4 protein-coding genes and 1 pseudogene are annotated in these 4,105 nt (G+C 56.7%); 2 read left to right on the forward strand and 3 right to left on the reverse strand.

Going from position 1 to position 4,105, the window contains the following annotated elements:
- Nucleotides 1-435: acetate--CoA ligase family protein (locus tag AB7F49_RS38655; RefSeq protein ID WP_428533112.1), on the reverse strand; the 435-nt coding region annotated here is incomplete at its 3' end.
- Between the two features lie 425 nt (nt 436-860).
- On the opposite strand from AB7F49_RS38655, the gene AB7F49_RS38660 reads away from it, so the two are divergent.
- Both AB7F49_RS38660 and AB7F49_RS38665 read left to right on the forward strand, forming a co-directional pair.
- A complete protein-coding gene (locus tag AB7F49_RS38660) occupies nt 861-1,778 on the forward strand; it encodes a recombinase family protein (RefSeq protein WP_428533106.1) in 918 nt (305 codons plus the stop codon).
- A pseudogene (locus AB7F49_RS38665) lies at nt 1,775-2,143 on the forward strand (IS3 family transposase); the annotation flags it as partial. The gene AB7F49_RS38660 and the pseudogene AB7F49_RS38665, both read left to right, overlap by 4 nt.
- A gap of 41 nt (nt 2,144-2,184) precedes the next feature.
- Here AB7F49_RS38665 and AB7F49_RS38670 read toward each other — a convergent pair.
- Nucleotides 2,185-3,321, reverse strand: coding sequence for a CaiB/BaiF CoA transferase family protein (locus AB7F49_RS38670; protein ID WP_428533108.1), 1,137 nt, complete (start codon nt 3,319-3,321; stop codon nt 2,185-2,187).
- Between the two features lie 11 nt (nt 3,322-3,332).
- Nucleotides 3,333-4,031 (reverse strand): ABC transporter ATP-binding protein, encoded by a 699-nt coding sequence (locus AB7F49_RS38675; RefSeq protein ID WP_428533110.1) that lies wholly within the window; start codon nt 4,029-4,031, stop codon nt 3,333-3,335.
- Nucleotides 4,032-4,105: the final 74 nt, after the last annotated feature.

Here is a 4,105-nt window from a genome sequence, read left to right on the forward strand (position 1 = left end):
GCCTCCCATACCAAAGCTCACGACCGGACCTAGCGCTCTATCAAGGCGTCCAGCCAACAGCCACTCAGGAAACGCCGGCCGGTACTCCTCAATTAAGAACCCGTCTATTGTCGCGTCGGGCCGAGCAAGACGTACGCGGCTTGAAATTTCATTGCACGCCCGCAAAACCGCCTCGGCGTCTTTCAATGGAAGAACGACCCCCCCGACTTCGGTCTTGTGACGAATGGACGGCGAGACGATCTTGGCGACGAATGGGGCGCGCAAGCGCTCAATTTGCGAAGCGATGGCTTCAACGGAGCGACAAACAACAAACTCCGGGCTGCCAATACCAATGCAATTTAAGAGCGCTTTTGCCTCGGACTCTGTTGGCTGACGCTCTGAGCAAAGCGCTCTTTGGATGATCTCGTTAGCGGCTGCGTATCGGCGGGAGAGCATCAAGTGTCGCCTCGACCGCGAATGGGGCAAGCGTACACATTCCAAGTGTACACTTGGGATACGCTAGCGCGGCCCTGTAGCGACGGGCGGCCCCGGGCTTTGCCCTGACGCATTTCACTCCCCTAACAGCTAGTTTAGGTAAAGTTAGCAATAGTACAATTTACATGTCAAGGTAGTACACATAGAGGTTTTCAGATACTGTACCCTACATGTTTAAGCCGGTGAAGACTGATCAGGGGGAGAAGACTTGCTGTGACCAAGCGGCGCCGCCAAACGGCGGCAAACTGGCTTCGTTGTGAGCGGAGGTTGTCGGAGCTTCAGTTTTTCCAAGGTGGAACTGGCAGAACGGGCGCAAAATCAGTGGCAGCGGGCAGACGTCGAATGCTATCGGGCGCGTAGGCGTCTGCAGTCCGCGCAAGGTCAGCATGACGATCTCGCTTGCATTCCTCTCCCCCGCCCTCGTCAAGGCCGCGCTCGACGGACGCCTGCCTCGCGGCATCGGCGTCAGACGACAGGGGATCGTCACCAAGCAGCGCATCCTCAAGAGCGGCAAGGCTGTGGGCGGCATTCCATTTACCCGGGGTCCCCTCGCCTATCTCCTTCGCAACCGGTTCTACATCGGCGAGGTGATGTTCAAGAACGAGGTTCTCCCCGGCGAGCAGCCGGCCATTCTCGAGCGATCCCTGTTCGATGCGGTCCAGGCAAAGCTCACCGAACAGACCACCAATCACACCAGGACCCGCCTGCAGTCGGAGGCGCTGCTCATGGGACGCCTCTATGACGACTGCGGCAACCGGATGGGGCCGACCCATGCGCGCAAGGGCGGCATCAAATACCGGTACTATCTCTCCTCCGCCCTGACCGATGGCCGCCCCGAGGCAGCCGGGTCGGTCAGCCGAGTCCCCGCCCACGAGATCGAAGCTCTCGTCTGCCAAGCGGTGCGGGAGCATCTCGAACTGCCGGGCGACCTCGACGACAGAGCGATGATCGCCACTCATGTCACCCGCGTCGAGGTGCATCTAAACGAACTCGTCATCCAGATTCGTCACGGCGACGACGAAAGCGACGAAAACAACGCACCCACCGTGATTTGCGTCCCCTGGCAGAAGCAACCCACCAAGCGTCGCCGCGAGATCCTGCTCCCCTCCTCGGACGCATCGAACGACACGCGTCCCATCCGTTCCGAGACGCGTGCAACCCTGATCGAGGCGATCGCGCGAGGGCGTCGCTGGCTCAACGAACTCACCACCGATCCGCAAACAAAAGCCGAGACCATCGCTCAGCGCGAAGGCTGCCCGCCTGCGGTCCGCAAAAGGTTGAGCGTCATCGCCATAAAGGCATGACGGCCCAGCTCGTCACCGACGCGCTGGTGATGGCAATCTGGCGGCGAGGCAAGCCCGACGCGCTGCTGCATCACTCTGACCGCGGCAGCCAATACACCAGCGAGCAGTTCCAGCGGCTGATGGCCGACAACGGCGTCGTCTGTTCGATGAGCCGCTCCGGCAACGTCTGGGACAATGCGGCGATGGAGAGCTTCTTTTCGTCGCTGAAGACCGAACGAACGGCGCGGAAGCTTTATCGGACCAGGAATGAAGCCAGAGCCGACGTGTTCGACTACATTGAGCGCTTCTACAATCCACAGCGCAGACACTCTACGATCGGATACCTGAGCCCGATGGAGTTCGAGCGGAAGGCCGGGTTAGCTTAGGCGGGTGTCAACGAAACCGGGTGCAGGCCAACACTCCATACCTAGAGCTTGAGCGCACTCCCGAGTATTGCATCGTTATGTTCGCCAAGCGATGGAGCCTGGAGCTCATCTGTTGCCGATCCGCGGAAATTCGGATCAACAGGCACGGGTAATGCCGGGATCGCTGAGAGGGCTCGGTTCGTTACACGGTAGTCGAAAAGGCGACGCGACACGAAATGCGGATCCCGCATAGCAGCACGTATATCAACAACGATGGAGCAACAACAATCAGTGCCTACAAATTTTGAAGACCACACTTGCGCACTTTGAGATCGTATGATCTCCGATATGCGTCTAATCGTTGCTTGCGGATTTTTCTGGTCATCCCTGAATTCGTTTTCAAGCTCGATGATGTCGCAGAAGATCTCCCAGAATTTTTGCTCCATTGGCGCGGCCGCTAAGACCTTTCCGTCTTGCGTCCCGTAGAGCCGGTAACGAGGTGAGCCCCCAGTAGCCAGATCGGTGCCGTTTCCCGGCCATCGATCGGCGGCAACCCCGTTTCCAAGCGCCCAGTACATGAATGTGAACAAGTTGTCGGCCATCGCGATGTCGATTAGACATCCTTTCCCGGTCTTGCGACGGGCTTCAAGAGCTAACAGAATGTTGATGACAGCCGGATAGCTGCCACCGGCTATGTCTCCGATGAGGGCTGGGGGAACGACGGGATTCTTGGCACCTCCCATCGACAGTGCCAATAGACCCGTGTCGCCAAGATAATTCAGGTCGTGACCCGCGGTGGCACGCTTGGGTCCGTCTTGGCCATACCCTGTGATCGAACAATAGATCAGCTTTGGATTGAGAGCGGACACCTCGAGGTAGCCTAGCCCAAGCCTGCTCATGACACCGGGACGAAACTGTTCAACAAGAACATCCGCGCGTCGAATAAGCGGATAAAGTTTCTCTAGATCCTTGGGATCTTTTAGATTCAATGCGACGCTTTTTTTTCCACGATTTAGGAGCGCAAAGTTGACACTGTCGTCACCCCACTTTGGATCGTAATGGCGCATGTCGTCGCCGCCATCGCGCCGCTCAATCTTTATGACCTCAGCTCCTGCTTCTACAAGCAAAAGCGTCGCAATGGGACCTGGAAGCAATGTCGAGAAGTCAAGCACTAAGCAACCATCGAGCGGTCGTATCATTGCGACTCCAGCTAGACTGAGAGATAAGTGGCGCGCGCAGCGAAGAGACTATCCAACGTTCCTTGAAAACGGAGATGCCCTTTTTCGATAACATACGCGCGATCAGCTACCGCTTTCGCAAAATGAAGATTCTGCTCGGAAAGTAGTATAGCCAAGCCATCACGTTTCATTTCTCTAACTGCGGCAGCCATCTGTTGAACAATGACGGGTGCGAGGCCTTCCGATGGCTCGTCAAGTAGAATAAGTCGCGGGTTTCCCATCAGCGTTCGCGCGACGGTCAACATCTGCTGCTCGCCGCCGGACATCTCGCTACCAAGTCGATTCCGCATGCGACCAAGATTTGGGAAAATTTCAAACAACCGCTCTACAGTCCAAAGCGGAGCATTTGGGCGACGTGGCTGCTGCCCTACATAAAGGTTCTCCATTACCGTTAGCCGCCCAAATATACGACGGTTTTCGGGTACGTAACCAAGTCCAAGCCGAGCAATGGCACTTGTCCGCAATTCAGCAATGCTGCGCCCATCAAAATGTCGGTCACCAGTGGTACGCTGCACCAGATTCATAATCGCTTTAAGCGTTGTGGTTTTACCAGCGCCGTTCTTTCCAACCAAAACAACAACTTCGCCTTCATTTACGTTGATATCGACCTGAAAGAGGATTTGTGCGCGGCCGTACCAAGCATTCAGCTCAGCTACTTGAAGTCCTGTCATGACAGCACCACCCCGACAGAAGGGTCGTCACCGAGATAAATGCGCTGCACTTCTGGATCCGCCCGGACGTCCTT

It is taken from the genome of Pseudorhodoplanes sp., assembly GCF_050250235.1.
Taxonomy (GTDB): Bacteria; Pseudomonadota; Alphaproteobacteria; order Rhizobiales; family Xanthobacteraceae; genus Pseudorhodoplanes.

Bases quoted from the DNA above. Each gene is read 5' to 3' on its own strand.
- AB7F49_RS38660 (WP_428533106.1), top strand. From the start codon at position 861: ATGACGATCTCGCTTGCATTCCTCTCCCCCGCCCTCGTCAAGGCCGCG.
- AB7F49_RS38675 (WP_428533110.1), bottom strand. From the start codon at position 4,031: ATGACAGGACTTCAAGTAGCTGAGCTGAATGCTTGGTACGGCCGCGCA.
- AB7F49_RS38670 (WP_428533108.1), bottom strand. From the start codon at position 3,321: ATGATACGACCGCTCGATGGTTGCTTAGTGCTTGACTTCTCGACATTG.